This window comes from Halococcus morrhuae DSM 1307, from assembly GCF_000336695.1.
GTDB classification, from domain to species: Archaea; Halobacteriota; Halobacteria; order Halobacteriales; family Halococcaceae; genus Halococcus; species Halococcus morrhuae.
Genome location: NZ_AOMC01000161.1, coordinates 96,308 through 120,321, shown reverse-complemented (window position 1 = coordinate 120,321; position 24,014 = coordinate 96,308). Strand labels below are relative to the sequence as shown.

Genomic DNA, 24,014 nt, shown 5'->3' with positions numbered 1-24,014 from the left:
AAAGGCGATCGATCGCGTTATTCGTCGAGGACGCCGTAGCGCCACGACTCGGTGTCCTCGGTTCGGTTGAACGTGTAGACGTGCAATCCCTGAACGTCGTAGTCGGGATCGTCGGCGTACGGCGCGAGCCCCTCGACGAGATCGTCGGGCGTGTATCTGCCGCGCGAGCCGACGAGTTCGCGGACGAACCCCACCACTCCCGTGGTTTTCTTGAGGAACTTCACCGAGTCGCCGACGCCGACCTTCCGCGAGATGCTCAGCAGTTTGTCGTACTTCATCACGCCCGGAATTCCGACCTCGACGGGGAGCTCGACGCCCCTGTCCCTGACGTCCTTGACCCACTCGACGACGGCCTCGGGATCGTAACAGAGCTGCGTCACGATGTAGGTGGCGTGGGGCACCTTCTTCGCCATCGCGTCGGCGAGCGTGTCGTCGTCGAGGAACTCGTGGCCCTCCGGGTAGCCCGTGATACCGATCTCCTCGAACCCGTGATCGAGTCCGTCGAGCGCGTCGAGAAGGGCGTACGCCGAATCGAACTCGCCGATCGGCTCCTCACGGTCGCCGCCGGGAACGAAGATATCGGTGACGCCAGCCTCGGCGAGCCGCCGAGCGATCTCGTCCAGGTGATCGACGTCGCGGACGTAGCGCGCGGCGATGTGTGGACTGACGTCGAACCCGCGGGCGGCGGCCGTTTCGGCCCACTCGACGGTCGCGTCGAGCCCCAGCTGTGGCGAGGTCGTGATGGCGATCGTCGCGCCCGCAGGAAGCTCATCCATCTCGTCGGCGAAACTGTCGAACGGCATCAGTTCGAATCGCGGATCGTCGAGGAGTTGCGCGACGCCGTCGGTCTCTCCCGACTGGCGCGTCACCGACATGGCTCGTCCGTGCCTCCCGAAACCACGGAGTGCGTTTCGGACGCGTCTCGCACCGCCTCGAACGCGAACATTGTGAGAGAGTAGCGGTATCGGACGTTTAGCTCTTGGCCGGCACAACCGAACCGGTATAAGTCGGGGTCGGCAGTCGAATCACGCGATTCGCACCGAACGTCGGAATCAGTCGTCGATCGGACGAGCCGGATAAACGGGAGTAGCAGTGAGGGCGAAGAATGAATATCCCCGGCCGAGATCGAAACGGCAGCCATGAGTCATGCCAACGGGCTGCCCGACACAGCCGGAACCGTCGTCATCGGCGCGGGTATCGTCGGCTGTAGCACGGCCTACCATCTCGCCGAACTGGGTCGGGATGACGTTCTGGTACTCGATCGGGGCCCGCTGCCGACCACCGGCGGTTCCTCGACGCACGCGCCGGGGATCATGTTCCAGACCGACGAGCCGAAGGTACTCTCGAAGTTCGCCACCTACAGTCGGAAGCTGTATTCCAGTCTGGAACGCGACGACGGAAAGCCGATCTACAACGAAACGGGCGGTATCGAGGTCGCCCGCAGCGACGAGCGAATGGACTACCTCCAACGGCGGGTCGAGTGGGCGAAATCGTGGGGCGTGCCCGATCCGCAGCTCCTGAGTCCGGAGGAGGTCGCCGAAAAGCTCCCGCTCGTGGATCCCGACGCCATCCAGGGCGGATACTACTCGCCGACGGACGGACAGGCATCGGGCGTCCGTGCGTGTGCGGCGCTGGCCGTCGAGGCCGCGGAGATGGGTGCGCAGTTCGTCGGCCACACGAAAGTCGAGGACATCGAGGCCGACGGCGACGGAGTACAGGGGATCGTCACCGAGAACGGTCGCGTCGAGTGCGATGAGGTCGTGGTGGCGACCAACATCTGGGCGCGCCAGCTGAGCGAGAAACTCGACGTCCACCTGCCGGTCGCGCCGGTCGAACATCAGTACACGATGACCGAGCCGCTCGCCGAACTCGACGGGCGTGAACAGGACGTCACCGACGATCCGGTCTACGAGAACTACCGATCGGTCTCCGGCGACAAGAGCGAGGTGCTGCTCCAGGATCCCGACCGGCCGATACTACGGGATCAGGACAACGCGATGTACTTCCGCACGCACGGGGATCGGTACGGGATCGGCTCGTACAACCACGAGCCGGTCGTACCCGACCCTGAAGAGCTTGGTGGCAACGAGGAAGGTGGCAATCAGGCGTCGGTCCACGAGTTCACCGAGGAGTTCTTCGAGAACGCGACCCACCCCGATCGCCAAGAGAAGGCTCCCCGAACCGCGAGCGACGAGCTCCTGCCGGCGACGGATGGGAAACATCTGGACTACAAGTACAACGGGATGTACTCGGCGTCGCCGAACGGAATGCCGACGATGGGGCCAGTCCAGGAGTGTCCGGGCCTCTGGACCGGCCTGACGACGTGGATCACCCACGCTGGCGGCGCGGGCAAGGCGCTCGCCGAGTGGATGGAACGTGGAGTACCGCGACTGCCCGACGGCCCGATCGACCTCCGGAACTGCGACGTCAACCGGTTCGCGCCCCACGCGGGGAGCTGGGACTTCACGCGTGACCTCGCCGACGAGGAGTATCGCAACCTCTACAGCATCGTCCATCCGAAGTGGGTCCGAACCGAGTACCAGCGCGACATCCGGCGCACGCCGATGTACCACAGCCATCAGGATTTGGACGCCGAGCTGTGGGCCGAGGCCGGCTGGGAGGCCCCACAGTGGTTCGAATCCAACGAGGATCTCTTGGAGAGCTACGGCGAGCAGATCCCCGATCGCGAGGGATGGGAGGGCAAGTTCTGGTCGCCGCTCGAAGGTGCAGAATCGCTCCACGTCCGCGAGGCCGTCGGGCTCCACGACATGACCTCGTTCAACAAGATGGAGCTCGTCGGGCCGCACGTCGACGAGTTCCTCCAGCAGCTCTGTACGAACGACATGGACCTCGACGTGGGGCAGATCCGGTACACGCTCATGTGCAACGAGGCCGGCGGCGTCCGCGCCGATATCACCGTGACCCGCGTCGACGAGCACCGATATCTACTGCTCACGACCGGCCGCGAGGTCGGACAGAACCACCTCGCGTGGGTCCGCGAGCAGGCCCCTGAGAGCGTGGTCGTCAACGACGTCACCTCCAGCCTGGCGGCGATGGTCTGTACGGGGCCGGATGCCCGCAAGACCCTCTCGAAGGTGATCGACGCCGACCTCTCGGATGAAAACTTCCCGTTCTACACGAGCCAGCAGACGTTCGTGGAGAACGTCCCCGTGACGGCGCTCAGACTCTCCTACGCCGGCGAACTCGGCTGGGAGCTGTACACACCCTCGGAGTACGGCGAGACGCTCTGGGAGCACGTCATGGACGCGGGGGCAGAGTACGACATCCGACCCTACGGCAACGGCGCGCTCGACTCGCTCCGCATCGAAAAAGGACTGAGACTTTGGGGCGAGGATCTCCATACCGAGCACGATCCCTACGAGGCAGGACTCGGATGGGCCGTCGATCTCGACACGGAGTTCATTGGAAAGGAGGCGGTCGCGGCGGCCGCCGAGGGCAACGTCGATCGGAAGGTGGCCTGCCTCACGCTCGACGATCCCGAACAGGTCGTGCTTGCCGATCGGCCCGTTCTCACATCCGATGGCGATGAGGTGCTCGGCTACGTTCACGCAGCCGAGTACGGCTACACCGTCGGTGCCTGCGTCATCTACACCTATCTCCCGCCCGAATTCGCCGAGCCTGGAACCGATGTCGAGGTGCTCTACGAGGGCGAGCGCTACGCTGCGACGGTGCGCGACGAACCGTTGTTGTAGCCGCGCCGACAATGGCCGATAGCTGAGAGGAAGAAGCCGTTCATCCTTCCTCTTCCCCCGTGACGCAGCGGCTGTTCGAGTCGGTTCACTGTACTGGGTTGCAGCAATGAGAACTGGCAGCAAGGAGACAGCGTGAACTGCGACGTTTTATATACGATGGAGGTGGCGATAAACGATAGTGGCAATGGATCTCGATGATATCGATCCACGACGATACTCGCTCCGAACGGTGTCGTTGGTCGGTATCATCGCCCTGCTACTGTTTTGTGCGAGCTATCTCGTCGACGTTCGAATCGTCGTCGAGAGTCCGAACTACGGTGACGTGACTGCAGGAGTCGCAGCACTCTGGCGGCTGGTGCTCGGTGTCACGACGATCGGCTCGTTCGCCATCGGGATATACAGCCTCGTTGCCGACGACGATGAGAGCGATGGGCCGGCAATGGGGTTCGAGATCAAGGGAGAGGACCACGACATCGACATCTATCTGCAGTTGCCTGACGAAGAAGCGGCGAACGAAGACGAAACAGCGGCAAACGAAGACGAATCCAGCAGCGGTGATTCGAGCAACCGTCCGGATGGGGAGCGTAGGTCAGGGACGGACGAGAAGTCGTCGAACGCTCCCTAAGCGGAGAGCTGTCGGGTGGTCCACTCTCTGGCAGCAGCGGACAACATGGCCTCCCAAGAGTTGAAGCCGGTATGGTCGTCAACATACCGATCGAAATCGTCCTCCGGGATGTGCTTGAAGTCGTCCTGCGTCTCGACCGTCCATCGACTCTGCCCGAAGAAGGACTCTATCGAATCGTACTCGGTGTACGTCTGCATGAACTCCGGAGTGAACAGTTCGTCGAACGAAACGGTGTTCTCCCCGTCGATGGAGTCCGCGTTCTCCGCAAGCCGATCGAGTTTCCCCGCCAACTCCTCGAATCCCTTTATTTCGACGCTCATGTGGCCCCGTTCGTCACACATGTATATAAACGATAGGGCGTCGTTCATCGGACAGCTATGACACCTGTTCCGTCGTACGGTCTCGATCGTGTTCTGAGAGTCGCTATCGACCAGACGAGCACAATCGCGACCGTTCCATCGCGGTCTTGAAGACATCTCGCCGCACGTCAGTAACTACTAAACGGCTGTGGTAGTCCACCCCGTCTTTTAAACCCACGACGGCGGAAGCCACACGGCATGAGCACAGGGACCACACCACCGGAGAGCGCGGGGACCGTCGTCGTCGGCGCGGGCTGTGTCGGCTGTTCGGCGGCCTACCATCTCGCCGAGCAAGGTCGCGAAGACGTCGTCGTCTTGGACCGGGGACCGCTGTTCGAGACCGGTGGCTCGACCTCGCACGCGCCCGGACTCGTCTATCAGACCAACGGCGGCAAACTGATGACGGAACTGGCAGCGTACACGCGCGAACTCTACACCGATCTCGACAGCTACCGGACGTCGGGCGGCATCGAGGTCGCCTATACCGAGGATCGCTGGAAGTTCCTCAAGCGAAAGTACGAGTGGGGCCAGTCCTACGGACTCGACGGCGGCGAACTGCTCTCGCCGGCCGAGATCGAAGAGCGCGTCCCACAGATCGATTCGACCGTGATCCACGGTGGCTACCACCTCCCCACGGACGGCAAAGCCCACGCGGTCGATGCCTCGCGGAAGATGGCCGAACGCGCTCAGGAGGTAGGCCATGAGTTCTACGGCGACACGCTCGTCACGGACGTCGAGACGAGCGACGGGGCGGTCCAGGCGGTCGTCACCGAGAACGGCCGCATCGAATGCGACGAGCTGCTGGTGGCGACGAACATCTGGGGCCCGCTCTTTGGAGATATGGTCGACACCGACATTCCGCTGGTGCCGTGCTCGCATCAGTACCTCGTGAGCGAACCGCTCGACGAGCTTGCCGGAGCCGAGCGCGAGATCGAACAGCCGCTCCTCCGCCATCAGGATTATTCGGAGTATTTCCGCCAGCACGGCGACTCCTATGGCGTAGGGTCGTACAACCACGAACCGCTGCTCGTCGATCCCGAAGACATCTACGGGCCCGAGAAGCTCGATGACCTCGGATTGGAGTATCCCTCGCTCCGGGAATTTGCTGCCGAACACTTCTACGAGAACACTCATCCCGACCACGACGAGAGCGCGTACGACGCCGCACGCGAACTCGTGCCGGCGTTCGATGGTGTCGAGTGGGAGACCGAGATGAACGGGATGTTCTGCTTCACCCCCGATGGGATGCCGATTCTCGGCCCGGACGAGGAGACGGACGGTCTCTGGTGGTCGCTCGCCATCTGGGTCACGCAGTCGGGCGGTGTCGGCAGCGTCATCGCCGAGTGGATGGACGAGGGCGTGCCGCGGCTCGACGGCGAGCGTGTCAACGCCGACCCCGCCCACATCAGTCGGTTCCAGCCCCACGCCGGCAGTAGGGAGTTTACCTACGGCCGGGGTGCCCAGCAGTACCAGGAGGTCTATCAGCTGATTCATCCGCGCGAACAGCCCGAAGACCAGCGCGCGCTCCGCCGAAGCCCGTTCTACGACCGACAGGACGACCTCGGTGCGGAGTTCTACGACACGAACGGTTGGGAGGTGCCCCAGTGGTACGAGACGAACGAATCCCTCTTGAGCGAGTACGAGGTGCCCGACAGACCCGACTGGCTCGCGCGCAACTGGTCGAAAGCACAGGGCGTCGAACACCAGGCCGTCCGCGATCGGGTGGCGATGTTCGATATGACGACGTTCACCGGCATCGAGATCGCCGGCGAGGGCACGATGGAGTTCCTCCAACGATTGCTGACAAACGACATGGACTGTCCGGTCGGGCGGATGCGATACGCGGCGATGCTGAACGAAGACGGCGGAATCCTCGCGGATCTGACCGTCGCGCGGCTCGATCGGGATCGGTATCTACTGACGACGGGCGGCGGCAACTCCGCGACGCTTCACTCGCGGTGGATCCGCGAGCACGCACCCGAATCGCTCTCGATCACGGTCCACGATTCGAGCCGCTCCGGAGTGGGCGTCTGGGGGCCCGAAGCACGGGAGCTGCTCGGGCCGCTCGTCGAGGCGGACCTCTCGAACGACGAATTCCCGTTCTACGCGGTGCAAGAGACCTACCTGGAGAGCCTGCCGGTGACGATGCTCAGACTCTCGTACGCCGGCGAACTTGGCTGGGAGATCTACACGCCCACCGAGTACGGCGCGCGGCTCTGGGACACCGTCTGGGAGGCGGGCCAAGAGCACGGGATCGTGCCGATGGGCTGGGAAGCGCTCGCCTCGACGAGTCTGGAGAAGGGCTATCGGCTCTGGGGCACGGACGTCACGCCCGAATACACGCCCGACGAGGCGGGGATCGGCTTCGCGGTCGATACCGATACCGAGTTCATCGGGAAGGAGGCGCTGCTCGCGGCGCGCGAGGCAGGCGTCGACCGAAAGCTTACTCCGCTCACGCTCGATGCATCGGGAATGGTCGTTGATTCGGGTCATCCGATCCTCGACGGCGAGGACGTGATCGGCTACGGCTGTCGCGCCGGCTACGGTTACAGCATCGACGCGGGCATCGTCTACTCGTACCTGCCGACCGAGTACGCAGACGCGGGCACGTCGCTCGACGTGCGCTACGAGGGCGAGCGCTACGCGGCGACGGTGCGCGACGAGCCGCTGTTCGACCCCGAAATGGAACGGATGCGCGGGTAGTTCGATGAACGAGTCAGTCACCTACGACGACATCGAGGCGGCCCGCGAGCGTCTCGACGACGAGTCGGTCGTCAAACGAACCCCCGTCGAGCGGAGCACGTCGCTCGGCGAGCTGACCGACAGCGAGGTCCACCTCAAGATGGAACATCTCCAGTGGACCGGCTCGTTCAAGACGCGGGGTGCGTACAACAAGATCGCACAGCTCGTCGAGGACGGGGGGACCGAGCGCGTGGTCGCCGCGAGCGCCGGCAACCACGCCCAAGGGGTCGCGCTCGCGGCGACGACACTCGGCATCGACGCCACGATCGTGATGCCGAAGGCCGCCCCGCAGGCGAAAGTCGACGCGACGCGTGGCTACGGCGCGCGGGTCGAACTCGTCGGTCAGGACTTCCAGGCGGCGATGGATCACGCCCAGGGGCTCGTCGACGACGATGCGACGGCGTTCGTCCACGCCTACGACGATCCCGCGATCGTCGCCGGACAGGGAACGCTGGGGATCGAGATGTACGAGGACTGCAACGTCGATACGGTCATCGTCCCGATCGGCGGCGGCGGATTGATCTCGGGCATCGCGACGGCGATGAACGAGCTCTCGCCGGGGACTCGCGTCGTCGGCGTCCAGGCCGAAGGGGCCGCGACGGTGCCCGACAGCCTCGACAAGGGGATCCCCGTGACGCTCGATTCGGTCAACACCATCGCCGACGGGATCGCCACCGGTGGGATCTCGGAGCTCACGCTCTCGCTCATCGAGGAACACGTCGACGAAATTATTACGGTGACCGACGGCGAGATCGCCCGCGCGCTTCTCCTGCTCATGGAGCGTGCGAAACAGGTCGTCGAGGGGGCCGGCGCGGCGTCGGTCGCCGCCCTCCTGAGCGACGATCTCGACGTCGAGGGCGAGACGGTGTTCGCGCTGCTTTGCGGGGGAAACCTCGACATGACGATGCTGCGCACGGTGTTGATCCACGCGCTCACCGACCGCGAGCAGATCCTCCGCCTGCGCGTGCGCATCACCGACCGCCCCGGCGAGATGGGCACGGTGTCGAGCATCATCGCCGACCACGGCGCGAACATCCGGCACGTGCGTCACGATCGCTCGGTGCCCGAACTCGACGTCGGCGAGGCCTACCTCGTCTTCGAGATCGAGACCAGCGGCACCGGCCACGCGCGCACCGTCATCCGATCGATCCGCGATCGCGGCTACGAGGTCAGCCACGAGAACGCCTGATCCGTCGTAGCGATCGGCAGGAGGTCATTGCGGGAAATCGACGATTGATGATCGACGATCGACGAAAACAGAGTCGACGGAATCATATATCTCGTGGCCACTTACTGAACGCATGAACGTCGGCATCGACGCGGTCGCCATCCACGCCGGAAAGCTCAGGCTCGACCTCGCGGAGACGCTCGCGCCCGCGCTGGACGAGGAGCCCGAGAAGTTCACGAAGGGGCTCGGCCTCCACGCGAGTTCGTTCCCCGACGTCGAGGAGGACATCGTGACGATGGGCGCGAACGCCGCGCACAAACTGATGGAGCGCAAGGGGCTGACACCCGACGACATCGGTCGGATCGACGTCGCCACCGAGAGCGCCTTCGACAACGCCAAACCCGTCTCGACGTACGTCGCGGGCTGTCTCGAACAGGTCTACGACGAGGACTTCCACCACGCGAACAAGGGCGAGCGCAAGTTCGCCTGCATCGCGGGCACACAGAGCCTCGACGACGCCTACAACTGGATCCGCGCCGGGCGCAATCGTGGCCGCGCGGCGCTCGTGATCGCCACCGACACCGCCCTCTACGCGCGCGGCGACGCCGGCGAGGCCACCCAGGGCGCGGGCGCGGTGGCGATGCTCATCGCCGAAGATCCGGATCTCGTCACAATGAGCGTCGAACAGGGGTTCGGCAGCGCCGATGAAACCGACTTCCTCAAACCGAACCAGCAGTTCCCGAGCGTCGACGGTAAGCGCTCGGTCCAGGTCTACCTCGCACGGATGCGCGAAGCTCTGGAGGACTACGAGAGCGTCGCCGAGGAGACCCATCCCGACCAGTTCGAGTATATCCCGTTCCACACGCCGTTCCCCGGCATGGTCAGGAAGGCCGCACTGCTCGGCTACCGCCACATGATCCGCGACACCGAGATCGAGGCGGATCTCGCGTCGGCGATCGGCGAGCAGCCCCGGCCCGACGGGTTCGACGACGAAGCACAGTACCACGATGCCGTCCGTGACTACATGGACGCGCTGAAGGAAACCGACGCGTACGCGGCGTGGTACGACGATACGATCGAGCCGACGCTCGACATCGCCCGCCACGTCGGCAACTGGTACACCGGCTCGGTCCACATCGCCCGCGCGAGCGCGCTCCGCAGTGCCCGCGAGGCGGGTATCGACATGACCGGTAAATCGCTGCTGCTTGGCTCCTACGGCAGCGGCGCACAGGCCGAGATCCACGCTGAAACCGTCCAAGAGAACTGGACCGAGGAGATCGACGCGCTCGACATCGACGAGCAGCTGGCCGCACGCCGCGACATCTCCTTCGAGGAGTACGAGGAGATCCACGACGTCCACAACCACGACAAGGAGATCGACATCGACGCGTTCACCACCCCGAGCGAGGAGTTCGTCCGCGACGGCCCCGGCCCGATGGACGAGCGGACCTACCGCTACGTCGAATAGCGCCGTTCGACCGGTTCACGATCACTCCAGTTCTCGCACGACCGTTGCCGGGTTGCCCTGTACCACGACGTCGGCAGGAACGTCCTCGGTGACGACCGCGCCCGAAGCCACGACCGCATCGTCGCCGATCGTGACGCCCGGATTGACGACCGCCCGACCGCCGAGCCAAACCCCGTCGCCGATCGACACCGGTTTGCCGTATTCGATCCCGGAGCGTCGTCGAGGCGGGTCGAGCGGATGTGTCGCGGTGTAGATGTGAACGCCGGGGCCGAGCAGGCAATCGTGGCCGATATCGACGCGACAAGGGTCGAGGACAACGCAGTCGAAGTTCGCGTAGAAGTTCTCGCCGACGTGGATGTTAGAGCCGTAATCGCATCGAACGGGCGGTTCGACGTGGAGCTCCTCGCCCGCCGAGCCAAGAAGCTCCCGGAGCAGATCGCTTCGGCGGTCGTCGCCGTCCGCCCTCTCGTTGTATCGGCGGGTGAGCATTCGTGCACGCTCCCGTTCGGCGACGAGTTCGGGGTCACTGGGATCGTACGGATCCCCGTTTTGCATCTTCGTCTTCTCGGTGGGCATCGATCGCCGCTCCTCACGGTTCGGGAATAAAACGTGGCGTTCGATCCGCTATGGAAGGTCGCCCATCGTTTCGAGCATCGCCTCCAGTTCGCCGTCGGCGACCGCGAGCGAGAAGCCGTCGGCACGGGCGAGCGTCGGCGCGTGCTCCCAGAGATCGTCGCGATCGAGCCCGTGCAGCACGACCGCACTCGGCGTCGGCGTCACCACCCGCAGCGCGACCAGCGCGCCCTCGCCGTGGGTGACGCCAGTGAACACGAGCGCGCGATTCGTGCTCTGGCCATAGAGGCGATAGAACTCCTCGGAGGAGAGTCGCGTGATCGCCTCGATGGAGTTGATGACGGTGTGGCCGGCGACGCTTTGCTGGGTGCCCGCGACGATCTCTGTCGCGCCGATGGCGTCGTAGAACTCCCCGGTGTCGAGCGCCGTGGGATATTCCCGAAGGTCGCGGACGATGTCGCCCTCGAAGCCCGCCGAGAGAACGCGGGCGTACTGCCGGAGGTGTTCGCCGCCGCGCGCCTCGTCGATGTCGAGTAGTGCCTCGATGACGCGACGGACGATCGCGATGCCGGGGCTCTGCCGCCGCCCGCTCTCGTAATCCGACACGACGGACGCCGAGACGTCGAGCTCGTCGGCGAGTCTCGTCTGGGCGACGTCGAAGTCCGTTCGCCACTTGCGGATCGTCGCGCCGGGATCGTCGCTCAGGACGACATCGCCGGCGATCTTCCCGGCGAGATCCCGCCGCGTGCGCTCGGTCATGGCCGTGTCTCGCCCGTTTCGCGCAAAAGCCTGCTGGCATCGCCGCAAGGGCTATTTCCCGGTACGTCGAATCCGAATCCTGTGCCATCGACGGTCGTCCACTGCGCGCTCGCTGGACTGCTCGCGGCGGGGCTGCTCGGCGATCGGTTCGACGGCCGCGCGGTGGCGATCGTGCTCGCGGCCACGATCGTGCCCGATCTCGACGTCGTCGCCGGCTTCCTGATCCCGGGCGGTCATCGGTCGGCGCTCCACACCCTCCTCCTGCCGCTGGCCGGCGCGGCGCTGCTCGCCTACGACACACGGATACGGAAACGATCGTTCGTCCGCCGGCGCTGGCACGCCCGCGGGGTGCGGGTCGCCTGGGTCTCGATCGCCGCCGTCGCGTTCGCGTCGATCGGGCTCGATCTCGTCGCCGGCGGCGTGAACCTCTTCTACCCGCTCCACGACCAGTTCTACGAGCTGTCGGGCGAGTTCATCCTCTCGAACGATCGAGGTCTCGTCCAGACGTTCGTCGATCTCGGCGGGAGTGGCGGGGGTGAGGCCGCACGCGGTTCGACGGAGCAGGTCCACATCAACAGCGGCGTCGATCCCACGAGAGGGGCGGAGTCGAAGGCCGTCGAGCGGATCTTTCCCGTCGCACAGTCGGGCTGGCAGCTACTGTTGCTCCTGACGAGCGGTTTCGTTCTCACGGTGCGGCTGTGGGAGACGCGCTGACTCGATCCGGTTCGTGGACATGGGGCCGACGGAACACATAATTTCTCGGTGGGCGAAGCGCGCTCATGGAGACGAGACCGTACGACCCGGAGACGGATGCCGCAGGGCTGTGGGAGCTCAAAGAACGATTCGAGCACGAGCTCGGGGCGCTCGGCGGCGAGGAGAAGGCCGACAGTTACGGCGGGAAACTCACCGACGACTACCGCGAGCGCTATCTCGACTGGGTCGCGCGGTGTGTCGAGCGCGACCCGGACAGCGTTACGGTCGCCGCTGATGGAACGGACCTCGCGGGCTACGTCTTCGTCCTGCCCGAAGAGCTGGCGATGATCTGGGATGCGGCGGTCCTGAACGAACTCTACGTGCGCGAATCCTCGCGAGGGACCGATCTCGCCGACGATCTCATGACGGCGGCCTACGACTGTGCCCGCGATCAGGAGCTGCCGCTCGATCGCATCATGCTCGACGTCGATCGCGAGAACGGTCCCGCTGGCGGGCTCTACGCCCGTCACGGGTTCGAGTCGTGGGGCGAGCTACGCGCCCGCGATCTCTGAACGGCGACAAGGGCACCACCGAGCGGGCCGAAGACGAGCGGATAGACGACTCCCGCCACGAGCGCGGGCGTGAGATTCGGGCCGACGGCCGCGATGACGGCCGTGATCTGGGTGAGGAAGACCCCGACGAACGCGAGCGCGAAGTAGCCCGGCAGGATCGTCCCGCCCGCGGCCGCGGCGACCGAAACGCGCCTCGTACCGACGCGGTGTGCAGCGAGCGCACCGGCGACGAGCAGGAGTAGCGGCGGAAGGGCGAAGAGCAGCGTGCGCCAGCCGCCGGCGCTCACCTCGACGACGTCCGTCGAGAGGTCCATCGCGCTGCTCGTGACCGAGACGTCGACGAAGTGCGCGCCGTAGAAGAACCAGCCCGTGACCTTCCACGGTGCGACGCCGCTCCCGCCGAGTAGCGAGAGCGTCGCGTCGACGTTCAGCCGCGAGAGCTCGGAGCGAACGCGCGAAATCGTCAGCAGATAGGTGAGGAGATAGCCGAGCAGGTAGGCCGCAGCGCCGGCGAGCGCGCCCGCCCTGAACGGGAGCCGGGCGATCAGTCGACCGCTCGCGCCGGTCATCGTCCACCTCTCGAAGCCCCGTGGAAAGTAGCTTCCGGCGGGTCGAACGGGCGCTTTATCCCGTCGCGTCCTGGTACTCGTCCTGCGTGATGGTGTAGCGGTACTCGTCGGCGATTTCCTCGTCGTATGGGAGCCAGTTTCTGAGCAGTCCCTCGCGACGTCCACCGTGGGCCTCGACGTAGTTCTCGACCGCGTGTCGGGATTTTTCGTTGTCCACATGGTGGGTGACAGCGACGACCTCTAGGTCCAGTCGATCGAAAGCGAGTTCGATGAGCGCCGCGGCGCGCTCGCCGGAGTAGCCACGCCCCCAGAAGCGCTTGCGGAGCCACGTGCCGAGCGTTCCCGTGCGCCGATCCCAGTCGATCGTGAGCCCGCCAGCGCCGGCGAATTTACCGGCGCCGTTCTCGCTCTCGCGCGGGCGGATGACGTAGGTCGCGGCCTCGCCCTCGTCCCACTGTTTCTCACAGCGATCGATGAACTCCTTCGACTCGGCGACCGTTTCGTGGGGGTCCCACGGCATGTATTCGGTGACTTCGGCCATCGCTTCCTCGCCGTCGGCGTCGGAACAGATCTCGTAGAACTCGAACAGATCGAGGTTCTCGTGCGAGAACCGTTCGAGAGCCAATCTGTCGGTCTCGATGCGTTCGGGGAACATACGTCCGACAGCAAGCATGTGGACAAAAGCGTTCGCCCGGGTGATCGGGCGGGCCAAGCGCTTAACAGCGCACGCCGAGTACGGGGGGCCATGACGACCATCGTCAGCGACGATGCCGTCCGTTCGGGCGATCCCCGCATCGAGGGGACGCGCATCACCGTCGTCGATCTCAAGCGGCGCGTCATCGACGCCGGCGAGAGCGCACACGTCGTCGCCGGCGAGTACGACGTTCCGGTCGCCGACGTCTTTCACGCGCTCGCGTACTACTACGACCATCGCGAGCGGTTCCGCGAGCGCGAACGCGAGGCTGCAACCGCCCGCCGCGACGGCGAGCGCCGAACGCGCGAGTTGCTCGAACGCAGCGAGGAAGAGGCCGGCAAGCGAGCCGACTGATCGTGCGGATTCTCGCCGACGTGAACGTACCGAACGCGTACGTCTCGGCACTCCGCGGCGACGGCCACGGCGTCACGTACAGCCGAAACGTGGAACGCCTCGGACCGACGGCTACCGATGTCGAAATCGTCGAACACGCTGAACGCGAGGACGTCGCGGTTCTCTCGACCGACGTGAAGGATTTCAGCGGTCGGGATGTTGGCGCTCCGGTGTTCGTCGCCCCACAGGACATGACCGGTGACGAGGTTCGTGCGGCCATCTCTCGCATCGAATCGATGGCGTTCGATCCGGCCGATGCCGATCCGATCTGGCTGTCCTCGCTGTAATCCGGGCCGATCTTCGGGAGACCGTTCGCAACCACTAAACGCGACTCGTCCGTAGCGCCGGCAATGGATTGGACCGAGAAGTATCGTCCATCGACGCTCTCCGAGGTCCGAGGCAACAACAAGGCCCGCGACGCGTTCGCCGAGTGGGCCGAGACGTGGGAGGAGCATCGGGAGGCGATCGTTCTCCACGGCGCGCCCGGCGTCGGCAAGACCTCGGCGGCGCACGCGCTCGCGGCCGATATGGACTGGCCGACGATCGAACTCAACGCCTCGAACCAGCGCACGAAATCCGTCGTCGAGCGCGTGGCGGGCGAGGCGGCGAAATCGGGAACGCTGACGGGCGGGAGCGCCGGCCGGCGGCTCGTGATCATGGACGAGGCCGACAACCTCCACGGAAACGTCGATCGCGGCGGCTCGCGGGCCATCACGGGGCTGGTGAAGGAGGCCAGCCAGCCGATGGTTCTGATCGCCAACGAGTTCTACGACATGTCGAAGAGCCTCCGCAACGCCTGCGAAACGATCGAGTTCCGCGACGTCTCTGCGCGCTCGATCCTCCCCGTGCTCCGTGACATCTGCCGACGCGAGGACGTAGCATACGACGACGATGCGCTCGACGCCATCGCCGAGCGCAACAGCGGCGACCTGCGGGGTGCTGTCAACGATCTCCAGGCACTCGCCGAGAGCGCCGAGACACTCACCGTTGACGACGTGGTGACGAGCGATCGCGACAAAACCACCGGCATCTTCGACTTCCTGGACGCGCTCATCAAGGAGGAGGACGCCGAGGGTGCGCTTCGGTCGTCCTACGACGTCGACGAGACGCCCGACGATCTCATCAACTGGATCGAGGACAACGTCCCCAAGGACTACGCGGGGGCGGAGCTCGCCGACGCCTTCGACAACCTGGCGAACGCCGATCGCTGGCTCGGGCGCGTGCGAGCCACACAGAACTACTCGTACTGGCGGTACGCCGGCGACGCGATGACCGCCGGCGTTGCTGCCTCGCGCCGGGAGTCGAAGGGCGGCTGGACGCGCTACGGCCCGCCGAGCTACTGGTCGAAACTCGGGCGCTCGCGGGCCACTCGCGACAAACGCGACTACATCGCCCGGAAGATCGCCACGACGAGCGGCACGAGCATGGCGAATGCCCGCCGCGAGATCATGCCGTTCCTCGCGACGATGACCCACCACTGCACGAACCGCGAACTCACGGTGTCGATGGCCGCCCGCTACGACATGGACGCCGAACACGTCGCCTTCGTCACCGGCAGCGGCGAGGACACCAACAAGGTCCAGTCGATCGTCGAGGATGCCACGAAGCGCGGCGAGGAGGCCGCCGTCGCGGGCTCGGAAGGCGCATTCGAGGGTGCGACGCGAACCACGAGCGACGAGTCGGACGATCCCGACGGATCGGGCGAAAGTGGCGTGATGGACGGAGAGAGCACGGCTGGCGACGAAGATTCGACCGACGAGGAGAGCGCGGACGATCCCGAGGAGTCCGACGACTCCCAGTCAGGTCTCGGCGATTTCTCCTGATCCCGGAGCTATCGGAGGTTTGTACGAAGAACGACTGTACATAGTCGGTGTACGGACATTTCGATCCCGGTGAGAGATCTGACGACACGAAATCTGGACTGACAGCACGAACCGAACGTCGTCAGTCGGCGGTCGTCGCGGCGGCAGTATCGCTGCTCGTACGGGCCTCGTCGGGTGATTCGTAGGCCCAGACGGTGGTCGCCACGAGCGCGGCGAAGATGACGAGTGCGGCGGCGTGGTGAGTTACCTGGACGAGCGCCGTGTAGGTCGTGACAGTCGCCCCGCCGAGCAGGATCTGGACGGGGAGGACGACCAGCGCGACCGTGCTGGCGAGGCGAGTTCTGCGGCTCTTGTGACCGCGCCAGGCGGCGTAGGTCGTTCCGAGGATCATGAAGCCGGTGATCATCGCGACGAGTCGGTGGAACCACTCGATGAAGCTCGGCCAGTTCGCCGGGAACAGCCCGAAGACGCCGCCGTTACAGAGCGGCCAGTTGGCCCCACAGGACAGACCCGCGCCCGCGGCGGCGGTGTACACGCCGAGGAGGATGAGCGCGAACGTCATCCCCGTGGTGACGGCAGCGAGGTGGCGGAATCGAACCATCGCCGAGGGTTGGGGGCGGTGGTACTTACGTCTGTTCGACTCGCCGCGGCCGCGACCGTTTTGGGTCGCTCGCCCGATGGACATCCGTGACTACTGACCCGGAAAAGGTCGCCCGTCTCGACGAGTATCTCGCCGGAACCGACTGCGAAGCGGTCTGGTTCGCCCGCCCGTCGAACTTCGCGTGGCTCACCGGCGCGAGCAACGTCGTCGACCGCGAGGCGCGCGTGGGCGTCGCGGCGGCTGGCTACGACGGCTCTCTCCACGTTCTCACCAGCAACAACGAAGCACCGCGGTTCAGAAACGAGGCGCTCGATGACGTTCCCGTCGAGACGTTTCCGTGGTACGATCGCTCGCTCGGCGAAGCCCTCGCCAAGCGATCGTCCACCCCATTCGAAGCCGATTTCGCGGTTCCGGGGGCCGAGCGGGTGGCCGCCACTCGACTCCGCACGCCGCTCACGGAAACCGATATCGAGCGCTATCGTGCGCTCGGGCACGAGGCCGCGACCGCCCTCGAAGACGTCTGTCGAACCGTCGAGCGATCCGATACCGAGCGATCGGTCGCCGCACGGCTCAGAGAAAGACTGGTCGCCAGCGGGATCGAGACGCCGGTCCTCCTCGTCGGCGGCGAGGAGCGCGCGCCGAGCTATCGCCATTTCCCGCCGACGAAGGGCGAGATCGGCGGCTACGCGCTGGTGTCGATCACCGCACAGCGCGATGGTCTCCACGCGAGCGCGACGCGAACGATCGCCCTCGATCCACCTGACTGGCTCGCTGCGCGCCACGAGGCCGCCATGCAGGTCGAGGCGGCTGCGATCGCGGCGACGAAACGACTCGTCGAAGAAGGTGGCACCGCCAGCGATGTCTTCCGAGAAATACAGGACGCCTACGCGGCCGTCGGCCACCCCGACGAGTGGGAACGCCATCATCAGGGCGGTGCTACCGGTTTTGCGGGTCGGGAGTGGCGGGCGACGCCCGACAGCGATGCAGCGATCGAGGCCCCGATGGCGTACGCGTGGAATCCGACGGTACAGGGCGCGAAAAGCGAGGATACCGTTCTGATCGACGAAGGGCTGGAGACGCTGACGGCGACCGGCGACTGGCCGACTCGCGAGATCGAGGTCGATGGCGAAACGATCGTCCGCCACGACCTCGGCCCGTAACGACCGAGTTCGTCAGTCGTCGAATATCGGTTTCGGTTGGTTTTTTAGTGGTGTCGGCCGTGACGGTAGACATGGGACTGGACGAAGACGCACTCGACTACCACCGTGAGGACCCGCCCGGCAAGATCGAGATCTCGACGACCAAACCCACCAGCACCCAGCGCGATCTCTCGCTGGCTTATTCTCCGGGTGTCGCCACTCCATGTAATCACATTCACGACGATCCCGACGACGCCTACACCTACACCGCCAAAGGGAATATGGTCGGTGTCGTCTCCAATGGGTCAGCCGTTCTCGGATTGGGTGATATCGGCGCACAGGCCTCCAAACCAGTTATGGAGGGCAAAGGCGTCCTGTTCAAACGGTTCGCCGACATCGACGTCTTCGACATCGAACTCGACGAGGACGATCCCCAGGAGATCATCCGGACTGTCGAAGCGATGGAGCCCACCTTCGGCGGCATCAATCTGGAAGACATCAAAGCCCCAGAGTGCTTCGAGATCGAAGAGAGCCTCCGCGAGTCGATGTCGATCCCCGTCTTCCACGACGACCAACATGGGACCGCGATAATCAGTGGGGCCGCACTGCTGAACGCCAGCGATATCGCCGAAAAAGACCTCGACGACCTGGAGATCGTCTTCTCGGGTGCGGGTGCGAGCGCGATCGCCACCGCACGCTTCTATCTCTCGCTCGGTGCACGAAAGGAGAACATCACGATGTGCGACTCCACGGGGATCATCACCGAGGAGCGCGCGTCTCACGGTGACGTCAACGAGTTCAAAACCGAATTCGCTCGTGACGTCCCCGAGGGGAGTTTGGAGGACGCTATCGAGGACGCCGACGTCTTCGTCGGCTTGTCGGTCGGCGGCATCGTCTCCCAGGAGATGGTCCGCTCGATGAACGACGATCCGATCATCTTCGCGATGGCCAACCCTGACCCCGAAATCAACTACGAGGACGCCAAAGCCGCTCGCGACGACACCGTCATTATGGCTACTGGTCGGTCGGACTACCCCAACATGGTCAACAACGTGCTGGGCTTCCCCTTCATCTTCCGGGGCGCGCTCGACGTTCGCGCCAGCGAGATCAACGAACAGATGAAAGTCGCCGCCGCCCGCGCGATCGCCGAACTCGCTCGCAAGGACGTTCCCGATGCCGTCGTGAAAGCCTACGGCGATCAGCCACTCCGATACGGCCCCGAATACATCATCCCAAAACCCGTCGATCCCAGAGTCTTGTTCGAGATCACGCCCGCCGTCGCGCAGGCCGCCATCGATAGCGGGGCCGCCCGTAGCGACGTCGATATCGACGACTACACCGAGGAACTCGAAGCCCGTCTCGGCAAGTCCCGCGAGATGATGCGTGTTGTGTTGAACAAAGCGAAATCCGAGCCGAAACGACTCGTCCTCGCCGAGGGTGACGACGAGAAGATGATCCGCGCCGCCCACCAGATCGAGGATCAGGGGATCGCCCACCCCGTTCTCATCGGCGATCGCGAACGCATCTGGGAGACGATGGATTCGCTCGGATTGGCGTTCGATCCCGAGATCGTCGATCCCGACGAGGCAAACCTCGAGCCCTACGCCGATCGGATCCACGAGCTGCGCCAGCGCAAGGGGATCACCAGAACTGAAGCCGCGGACTTCGCTCGCGAGAAGAACTACCTCGGCAGCGTGATGGTCGAGATGGGCGACGCCGATGCCATGCTCACCGGATTGATGCACGACTACCCATCCGCGCTCCGCCCGCCGCTCCAGATCGTCGGTACCGCCGACGACGCGAACTACGCGGCCGGCGTCTACATGCTCGCGTTCAAAAACCGGGTGATTTTCTGCGCCGACGCGACCGTCAACCAGGACCCTGACACCGACGTCCTCGCCGAAACCGCACAACACACCGCGGAGCTGGCCCGGCGGTTCAACGTCGAACCGCGGGCGGCCCTGCTGTCCTATTCGGACTTCGGCAGCGTCGACAACGAGGGCACGCGCAAACCGCGTGAGGCCGCACGGAAGCTTCGTGAAGACTCGGCTGTGGAGTTCCCCGTCGATGGCGAAATGCAGGCCGATACCGCCGTCGTCGAAGAGATGTTGGAGGGCACCTACGACTTCTCCGAACTCGACGAACCCGCCAACGTCCTCGTCTTCCCGAACTTGGAGGCTGGCAACATCGGCTACAAACTGCTCCAGCGGNGGACAAACCCGTTCACGTCCTCCAGCGAGGCGACGAGGTCAAGGACATCGTCAATCTCGCCAGCGTCGCCGTCGTCGACGCCCAAGAGAACGGCATCGAGAACTGATCCGCCGGTAGCGGGTTTTTTCGCCGCCGAAACGGGTTTCGATCGGATTCAGTCGAGAACGACCAGCACGTCGCCCATGTCGACTGATTCGCCCTCGGTTGCGGTGACCTCGACGACCTCGCCGCCGTGGGAGGCGACGACGTCGTTTTCCATCTTCATCGCTTCGAGCACGCAGAGCACGTCACCGGCGGCGACCTCGTCGCCCGCGTCGACGTTCACGTTCAAAATCGTCCCCTGCATCTCCGCGGTGACCTGCTCGCCCTCGGCGGTGCTCGCGCTACTGCTCCCGCCGTCGTCGCCCCCACCGCTCGGGCCGGCGGAGCTGAGCTGTTGGGTGTTGCCGCCGCTCCCGCCGGAACTCGCCTGCACCGGCGGTGCGCCGTGCTCTTCGAGATTGACTTCGAAGCGCTTGTCGTTGACTTCGACGACGAAGTCACGCTTGGTGACCTCCTCGTCCTCGTCCTCGTCATCGGTCTCGTCCGCGCCCCACTTCTCCTGAGCCTCGTCGATGCGCTCGGGATCGAGCTCCTCGTCGAGATAGTTCGTCGTGTGCTCGCCGGCGGTGAACGCCTCGTCGTCGAGCATCAGCCGGTGGAACGGGATGATGGTGGTGATCCCCTCGATGCCGAACTCCGCGAGCGCGCGCCGACTCCGAATGAGACACTCCTCGCGGTCCTGGCCCCAGACGATCAGCTTGGCGATCATCGAGTCGTAATCGCCGCCGATCTCGTCGCCCTGTCGGAGCGCGTCGTCGAGGCGAACGCCGATGCCGCCGGGCGGATCGTACGTTTCGAGCGTCCCCGTCGCGGGCGCGAACTCCTCGGCCGCGTTCTCGGCGTTGATGCGGAACTCGATCGCGTGGCCGTCGAGTTCGACGTCGTCTTGAGCGAACGGGAGCTCCGCGTCGGCCGCGACCCGGAGCTGCTGTTTCACGATGTCGATACCCGTCAGCTCCTCGGAGACGGTGTGTTCGACCTGAATTCGTGTGTTGACTTCGAGGAAATAGAAGTTACTGCCCTCGTCGAGCAGTCCGTCCTCGTTGCGGCCCTCGTCCTCGACCAGGAACTCGAAGGTGCCGGCGTTGTAGTAGTCGGCGGCGTCGGCCCCGCGCCGGGCAGCCTCCTGTATCTCCGCGCGCAGGTCGTCGGTGAGCGCGGGACTCGGGCCTTCCTCGATGACTTTCTGCTGGCGGCGCTGGAGCGAACAGTCCCGTTCACCGATGTGGCGGACGTTGCCGTGGTGGTCAGCGATGATCTGGACTTCGATGTGGCGCGGCGATTCGAGGAACTTCTCGACGTAGACCGAGGAGTTGTCGAAATACGCCTCGCCCTCGCGCTGGGCGCTCTCGAACTGGTCTTCGATTTCGCCTTCGCTCTCGACGACCTTCAGCCCGCGCCCACCACCGCCGCCTTCGGCCTTGATCGCGACCGGATAGCCCGCCTCGTCGGCGAACTCCGTTATTTCGTCGGCCGACTCGACCGGGTCCTCGGTGCCGGGTACCGTGGGGACGTCGGCGGCGGCCATCTCCTTTCGCGCGCTCGTCTTCTCGCCGAGTTGCTCCATCGATCCGCTCGATGGGCCGACCCACGTCATCTCGCTGTCTTCGACGCGGGCGGCGAAGTCGGCGTTCTCGGCGAGGAACCCGTAACCCGGATGGACGGCGTCCGCGCCGGCCTTCTCGCCCGCCTCGACGATCGCTTCGCCGTCCAGGTAGGAGTCGGCGGCCCGCGCCGGGCCGACGTTGTACGCTTCGTCGGCGTAGCGAGCGTGGCCGGCGTTCTTGTCGGCCTCGGAGTAGACGGCGACGGTGCCGACGCCGAGTTCCTCACAGGCGCGCATCACGCGCACGGCGATCTCCCCGCGGTTGGCGACGAGGACCTTCTCGAACATTCTATCGACAATACCGGGACTTCCGTGATAAATCTATCCGCATGAACTCACAGCGGTCGGCGAGCTTACAGTCGGTCGACCCGGCCGGCCGCGCTCCAGGGATCGGTCGGCGCGCCGAGCGTCACCCGAGCGGAGCGCCCGCCGAGTGCATGGAGGCGACCGGCGAACCCCCAGCGCTCGCCCGCCCACGATGGGGTCTCGTCCGCGCCGTCGAGCGCCGCGCGCTCGCGGTCGGCGAGGTGGGCACTCATCGCGGCGGCGATGGCGGCGGCCTCGTCGTCGGCGGCGTCGTCGGGGATCGCCGCCGCGAGCTCGTCGCGGGACGGGTTCGATGCCATCACAGCGGGATGTTGCCGTGTTTGCGCTCCGGCGTCTGTTTGCGTTTGCTCGACAGCATTTCGAGGTCCTCGATCAGCGTCGGGCGCGTTTCCTGGGGTTCGATCACGTCGTCGACGAAGCCGCGCTCGGCGGCCGTGTAGGGGTTGGCGAAGGTGTCGCGGTACTCGTCGATCAGCTCGTCGCGGCGGGCGTCGGTGTCGTCGGCCGCATCGAGTTCGTCGTCGTAGAGGACGTTGACCGCTCCCTTCGGCCCCATGACGGCGATCTCGGCCGTGGGCCACGCGTAGTTCACGTCCGCATCGATATGTTTGGATGCCATCACGTCGTACGCGCCGCCGTAGGCCTTCCGCGTGATCGTCGTCAGCAGCGGCACCGACGCCTCGGAGAAGGCGTAGAGGAGTTTCGCGCCGTGTTTGATGATGCCGCCCGATTCCTGTTCCTTGCCGGGCATGAACCCGGGCACGTCGACGAAGGTGAGAATCGGGATGTTGAACGCATCACAGAAGCGGACGAACCGCGAACCCTTGAGCGAGGCATCGATGTCGAGCGTGCCGGCGTTGAACCGGGGCTGGTTGGCGACCACACCGACCGATCGGCCGTCGAGGCGCGCGAAGGCCGTCACGAGGTTGCGGGCGTAGGACTCGGCGACCGAGAAGAACGAGCCCTCGTCGACGATGCGCCCGATGACGTCGGTCATGTCGTATGGTTTGCGCGGCGAGTCCGGGACGAGATCGAGCAGCTCCTCGTCCTCGCGGTCGGGATCGTCCCACGGCTCGACGCGCGGCGGGTCCTCGACGTTGTTCTGCGGGAGATAAGAGAGCAGCCGCTTGATGTCGTCGAGCGCCTCCTTCTCGTCGCTCTCGGCGAAGTGGGCGACGCCGCTCTCGGATGTGTGGGCCGCCGCCCCGCCGAGCTCCTCGAAGGAGACCTCCTCGCCGGTGACGGTCTCGATGACCGACGGTCCGGTGATCATCATGTGGCTGGTCTCCTCGACCATGAAGATGAAATCGGTGATCGCCGGCGAGTAGACCGCGCCGCCCGCACAGGGGCCCATGATCGCCGAGATCTGCGGGACGACGCCGGAGGCCTGCTGATTCCGGTGGAAGACCTCGGCGTAGCCCGCCAGCGAATCGATCCCTTCCTGGATACGCGCACCTGCCGAATCGTTCAGCCCGATGATCGGCGCGCCCACCTCCATCGCCTCGTCCATCACCTTACAGACCTTCTGGGCGAACACTTCGCCTAGCGAGCCGCCGAAGACGGTGAAGTCGTGGGCGAAGACGAACACCGTCCGGCCGTCGACCTCGCCGTAGCCCGTGACGACGCCGTCGCCCGGCACTTCCCGCTCGTCCATGTCGAAGTTCGTGCTCCGATGGGTGCGGAGCTGGTCGAACTCGTGGAACGTGTCCTCGTCGAGGAAGTAATCGATGCGCTCGCGGGCGGTCAGCTTCCCCTTCTCGTGTTGAGACTCGATGCGTTCCTCGCCACCGCCGAGCTCGGCAGCGCGCTTGCGCTCGCGGAGGTCGGCGATGGGATCGGTGTCGGTATCGTCAGTCATGAGTCGTCCCCCCGTGACC

The 24,014-nt window shown here is 65.2% G+C and carries 21 protein-coding genes and 1 pseudogene; 12 read left to right on the top strand and 10 right to left on the bottom strand.

Annotated elements, in window-relative coordinates; translation table 11 throughout:
* Positions 1-17: 17 nt before the first annotated feature.
* The gene (locus C448_RS15030) at positions 18-875 is read right to left on the bottom strand and encodes a methylenetetrahydrofolate reductase (RefSeq protein WP_004056000.1); all 858 of its coding nucleotides are present in this window, start codon (positions 873-875) and stop codon (positions 18-20) included.
* Positions 876-1,139: 264 nt separating this feature from the next.
* Between C448_RS15030 and C448_RS15025 the strand changes: the two genes are divergently transcribed.
* Complete coding sequence (locus tag C448_RS15025; protein ID WP_004055999.1) at positions 1,140-3,713, top strand: GcvT family protein; 2,574 nt, start codon at positions 1,140-1,142, stop codon at positions 3,711-3,713.
* A 184-nt stretch (positions 3,714-3,897) separates the two neighbouring features.
* Positions 3,898-4,338: a hypothetical protein gene (locus C448_RS15020; RefSeq protein WP_004055997.1), complete on the top strand. Its 441-nt coding sequence runs from the start codon at positions 3,898-3,900 to the stop codon at positions 4,336-4,338.
* Here the strand turns inward: C448_RS15020 and C448_RS15015 are convergent.
* A complete protein-coding gene (locus tag C448_RS15015; RefSeq protein ID WP_152415594.1) occupies positions 4,335-4,658 on the bottom strand; it encodes a hypothetical protein in 324 nt (107 codons plus the stop codon). The two genes, C448_RS15020 and C448_RS15015, sit on opposite strands and share 4 nt — an antisense overlap.
* A 237-nt stretch (positions 4,659-4,895) precedes the next feature.
* Between C448_RS15015 and C448_RS15010 the strand changes: the two genes are divergently transcribed.
* The 3 genes from C448_RS15010 to hmgB all read left to right on the top strand — a co-directional run bounded on the left by C448_RS15010 (position 4,896) and on the right by hmgB (position 10,075).
* The gene (locus C448_RS15010) at positions 4,896-7,400 is read left to right on the top strand and encodes a GcvT family protein (RefSeq protein ID WP_004055993.1); all 2,505 of its coding nucleotides are present in this window, start codon (positions 4,896-4,898) and stop codon (positions 7,398-7,400) included.
* 4 nt (positions 7,401-7,404) lie between these two features.
* Positions 7,405-8,628 (top strand): threonine ammonia-lyase, encoded by a 1,224-nt coding sequence (gene ilvA, locus C448_RS15005; RefSeq protein WP_004055991.1) that lies wholly within the window; start codon positions 7,405-7,407, stop codon positions 8,626-8,628.
* 112 nt (positions 8,629-8,740) lie between these two features.
* Positions 8,741-10,075, top strand: a complete 1,335-nt coding sequence (gene hmgB / locus C448_RS15000; protein ID WP_004055989.1) for a hydroxymethylglutaryl-CoA synthase — start codon at positions 8,741-8,743, stop codon at positions 10,073-10,075.
* Between the two features lie 21 nt (positions 10,076-10,096).
* Here hmgB and C448_RS14995 read toward each other — a convergent pair whose 3' ends face one another.
* Positions 10,097-10,651: a sugar O-acetyltransferase gene (locus C448_RS14995; RefSeq protein ID WP_004055987.1), complete on the bottom strand. Its 555-nt coding sequence runs from the start codon at positions 10,649-10,651 to the stop codon at positions 10,097-10,099.
* A 48-nt stretch (positions 10,652-10,699) separates the two neighbouring features.
* Positions 10,700-11,407: a helix-turn-helix domain-containing protein gene (locus C448_RS14990; RefSeq protein WP_004055985.1), complete on the bottom strand. Its 708-nt coding sequence runs from the start codon at positions 11,405-11,407 to the stop codon at positions 10,700-10,702.
* A gap of 81 nt (positions 11,408-11,488) precedes the next feature.
* Here C448_RS14990 and C448_RS14985 point away from each other — a divergent pair, with 81 nt between their 5' ends.
* Both C448_RS14985 and C448_RS14980 read left to right on the top strand, forming a co-directional pair.
* Complete coding sequence (locus C448_RS14985) at positions 11,489-12,121, top strand: metal-dependent hydrolase (protein WP_004055983.1); 633 nt, start codon at positions 11,489-11,491, stop codon at positions 12,119-12,121.
* Between the two features lie 65 nt (positions 12,122-12,186).
* Positions 12,187-12,672, top strand: coding sequence for a GNAT family N-acetyltransferase (locus tag C448_RS14980; RefSeq protein WP_004055981.1), 486 nt, complete (start codon positions 12,187-12,189; stop codon positions 12,670-12,672).
* Here the strand turns inward: C448_RS14980 and C448_RS14975 are convergent.
* Together C448_RS14975 and C448_RS14970 are read right to left on the bottom strand one after the other, a co-directional pair.
* Complete coding sequence (locus tag C448_RS14975) at positions 12,627-13,241, bottom strand: hypothetical protein (RefSeq protein ID WP_004055979.1); 615 nt, start codon at positions 13,239-13,241, stop codon at positions 12,627-12,629. The genes C448_RS14980 and C448_RS14975 overlap by 46 nt on opposite strands.
* Positions 13,242-13,296: 55 nt before the next feature.
* Entirely contained in the window at positions 13,297-13,896 is a 600-nt protein-coding gene (locus tag C448_RS14970; RefSeq protein ID WP_004055968.1) for a GNAT family N-acetyltransferase, read from the bottom strand.
* Between the two features lie 90 nt (positions 13,897-13,986).
* On the opposite strand from C448_RS14970, the gene C448_RS14965 reads away from it, so the two are divergent.
* The 3 genes from C448_RS14965 (at position 13,987) to C448_RS14955 (ending at position 16,151) form a co-directional block, all read left to right on the top strand.
* Complete coding sequence (locus C448_RS14965; protein ID WP_004055966.1) at positions 13,987-14,289, top strand: DUF433 domain-containing protein; 303 nt, start codon at positions 13,987-13,989, stop codon at positions 14,287-14,289.
* A 2-nt stretch (positions 14,290-14,291) separates the two neighbouring features.
* Positions 14,292-14,615, top strand: a complete 324-nt coding sequence (locus C448_RS14960) for a DUF5615 family PIN-like protein (RefSeq protein ID WP_004055965.1) — start codon at positions 14,292-14,294, stop codon at positions 14,613-14,615.
* Between the two features lie 63 nt (positions 14,616-14,678).
* On the top strand, positions 14,679-16,151 hold the full coding sequence (locus C448_RS14955) for a replication factor C large subunit (protein ID WP_004055963.1): 1,473 nt from the start codon (positions 14,679-14,681) through the stop codon (positions 16,149-16,151).
* A 121-nt stretch (positions 16,152-16,272) separates the two neighbouring features.
* On the opposite strand, the gene C448_RS14950 is transcribed toward C448_RS14955, so the two are convergent.
* Positions 16,273-16,752 carry a COX15/CtaA family protein gene (locus tag C448_RS14950; protein WP_004055955.1) on the bottom strand — a complete coding sequence of 160 codons (480 nt, stop codon included), beginning with the start codon at positions 16,750-16,752 and terminating at the stop codon, positions 16,273-16,275.
* A gap of 86 nt (positions 16,753-16,838) precedes the next feature.
* On the opposite strand from C448_RS14950, the gene C448_RS14945 reads away from it, so the two are divergent.
* Together C448_RS14945 and C448_RS15740 are read left to right on the top strand one after the other, a co-directional pair.
* Entirely contained in the window at positions 16,839-17,912 is a 1,074-nt protein-coding gene (locus C448_RS14945; RefSeq protein WP_004055954.1) for a M24 family metallopeptidase, read from the top strand.
* Positions 17,913-17,983: 71 nt separating this feature from the next.
* Positions 17,984-20,208 (top strand): annotated as a pseudogene (locus C448_RS15740) (NADP-dependent malic enzyme).
* Positions 20,209-20,256: 48 nt separating this feature from the next.
* Here the strand turns inward: C448_RS15740 and C448_RS14935 are convergent.
* From C448_RS14935 to C448_RS14925, 3 genes are all read right to left on the bottom strand, one after another.
* On the bottom strand, positions 20,257-22,098 hold the full coding sequence (locus C448_RS14935) for an acetyl/propionyl/methylcrotonyl-CoA carboxylase subunit alpha (RefSeq protein ID WP_004055952.1): 1,842 nt from the start codon (positions 22,096-22,098) through the stop codon (positions 20,257-20,259).
* Between the two features lie 65 nt (positions 22,099-22,163).
* Positions 22,164-22,436: a hypothetical protein gene (locus C448_RS14930; RefSeq protein ID WP_004055951.1), complete on the bottom strand. Its 273-nt coding sequence runs from the start codon at positions 22,434-22,436 to the stop codon at positions 22,164-22,166.
* On the bottom strand, positions 22,436-23,995 hold the full coding sequence (locus tag C448_RS14925) for an acyl-CoA carboxylase subunit beta (protein ID WP_004055950.1): 1,560 nt from the start codon (positions 23,993-23,995) through the stop codon (positions 22,436-22,438). Before C448_RS14925 ends, C448_RS14930 begins: the two co-directional genes overlap by 1 nt.
* Between the last annotated feature and the right edge of the window lie 19 nt (positions 23,996-24,014).